This is a genomic window from Nonomuraea longispora (assembly GCF_004348345.1).
GTDB classification, from domain to species: Bacteria; Actinomycetota; Actinomycetes; order Streptosporangiales; family Streptosporangiaceae; genus Nonomuraea; species Nonomuraea longispora.
The window spans coordinates 1-1,862 of sequence record NZ_SMJZ01000409.1 but is presented as its reverse complement, the minus strand read 5'-3'; the positions used below and the strand labels follow the sequence as shown (position 1 = coordinate 1,862).

Genomic DNA, 1,862 nt, shown 5'->3' with positions numbered 1-1,862 from the left:
GTACTTCCCTCCCCGCCCCCCTTTTGCGATCTTGGAGGGGTCCCCATGAAGTTGGCTCCGAAACCCCTCGGGTAGCCCCCGCCGTGCCGTGCGGCGCTTAGCCGATGCAGGTCTACGGTGAGCCCAGCGGGCCGTAGGCACGCAGTGCGGCGGGCAACCCGAGCGGTTTCCCAAGCGGCCTGTTGCTCGTGCTCTTGGAACGCCTGGCTAGGGATCCGTCCTTCACTCGATGTATGGGTCCACGCATTCCAAGCCACAATCGATGCGGTGCCGGATTGCTGGTTGGATGGCGTAGCTGTCGAGGTCAGATGGCTTCACCCAGCGGACCTCACGCGATTCTTTGGGGTCAGCCTGTAGTGCGCCGCCTAGCACTCGTGCACGTAGGCAGACATTGATTGGCTGACGTACTTCATCGATCTTGTCGCCATGCATGTAGACGATCACATGGTCAGGGGTTGAGAAGACTCCCACTAGGCCCGTTACTTCGACCTCAATGCCCGTCTCTTCTCGGCATTCGCGAGTTCCAGCCTGAGCAACCGTCTCACCCTTCTTGACCCCACCGGTTGGAATGGTCCATAGATCGTTGTCCGTGCGGCGGAGAAGCAAGAGGTTGCCGTCACCATTGACGACGAACACGCTCGCCGATGCCTTTCGGCTGGTCGGTTTGGGCGCGGCTGGGTCACGCCAGTAGTCGATTCGCCGTGTCTTCGTCACTCTGTGCCCCCTCGCATTAGCACGCGGGCGGACGCCCACACGCGCTCGAATGACTCCAGGTAGGTGTTGAACCATGCTCCATCGACCCTGCGGAGGTGGAGTGTAGGCGTGTAAGCGGCAAGAATGCCGTAGACATGGACATTGACCAGCATCTCGTCATCAAACCGGTAGATGCTGTTGTATAGCGGCGTGTCATGAAGCCGGATCTGGACGGCAAGCGGCATGCGCTGGGTGTAGTAGCTCAGTACCGCTGCGACGCGGCCTGCGACCCCTCCACCGATCTGGTGCTCGGCGTCACGCGCTTCGAGTTGCTTGCCGTGCGGATCCCCTAGAAGTAACCGAACCCTGGCACCCGCCTCGGCCTTGGCGATGAGGGTTGGAATCCAGTCGGGGTGTTCTTCAGTCAAGAACAAGCCAGCGAACGCGAGGAGGTCGATATTCCGGTTGGCCGTTCTGAGGGCTTCCGTCCACTGATGACGTGGTACGTCAGCCCGGCGCGGGTAGCTAGCGACGAGTTCAGCTCCCACCAGGGCAGCCTTATCGACAGCGTCGGGCCAGAGGTAAGACTCGTCTTCCTCCAGAATGGCAGCAACTTTGTAGCGGGTCTTCGGGTAAGGCACGGAAGTTCCTTGGAGCCACCGGCCGACGCTTTTTACGCTGACCTGAGCCACATCGGCTAGCTGTTCAACGTCCAGCCCTGCACGGAGCATGGTGCGGCGAAGGCGTTCATTCACCATGGCTCCACTATCCCGCCTTGGGACAAGCTATGGATTCTAGTTGGCCAGAAGATGTCCTCAGATGTCCGGGGGTGTCAGCGCGCTGTCCGAGCCTTCCATTGGATCCTCGTTGAACACCCCTGGTCAGCCCGGCCGGGCGTCTGTGGAGGGTCACGATGGACTCGGCACGTGTAGAAGGTGGAAACGGGAGTCGGCCGACGACTCCTGCCAAAAGGCAGCCGGATGCGGAGCGCAACGCCTCACATGGGGAACAGGCGGTGTCGGTGGATGCGGATCTTCTGGGTCATCGGCGCAGGTTCCCGACAGGCAGTCCGCCCGTTGGCGCGGCGGTGCCGAATGTGGCGCGTATGTATGACTTCTGGCTGGGTGGTAAGGACTTCTACGAGGTAGATCGTGAAGCGGCTGCCATGG

3 protein-coding genes are annotated in these 1,862 nt (G+C 61.2%); 1 reads left to right on the top strand and 2 read right to left on the bottom strand.

Annotated elements, in window-relative coordinates:
• Positions 1 to 222 precede the first annotated feature (222 nt).
• Both E1267_RS43575 and E1267_RS43570 read right to left on the bottom strand, forming a co-directional pair.
• Positions 223 to 714 (bottom strand): NUDIX domain-containing protein, encoded by a 492-nt coding sequence (locus E1267_RS43575; protein ID WP_246064739.1) that lies wholly within the window; start codon positions 712 to 714, stop codon positions 223 to 225.
• Complete coding sequence (locus tag E1267_RS43570) at positions 711 to 1,451, bottom strand: helix-turn-helix transcriptional regulator (RefSeq protein ID WP_220449964.1); 741 nt, start codon at positions 1,449 to 1,451, stop codon at positions 711 to 713. Before E1267_RS43570 ends, E1267_RS43575 begins: the two co-directional genes overlap by 4 nt.
• A gap of 155 nt (positions 1,452 to 1,606) precedes the next feature.
• On the opposite strand from E1267_RS43570, the gene E1267_RS47575 reads away from it, so the two are divergent.
• Positions 1,607 to 1,862 (top strand): SAM-dependent methyltransferase (locus E1267_RS47575; protein WP_181957936.1); only part of this gene is annotated, 256 nt, incomplete at its 3' end.

Bases quoted from the DNA above. Each gene is read 5' to 3' on its own strand.
- E1267_RS43570 (WP_220449964.1), bottom strand. From the start codon at position 1,451: ATGGTGAATGAACGCCTTCGCCGCACCATGCTCCGTGCAGGGCTGGAC.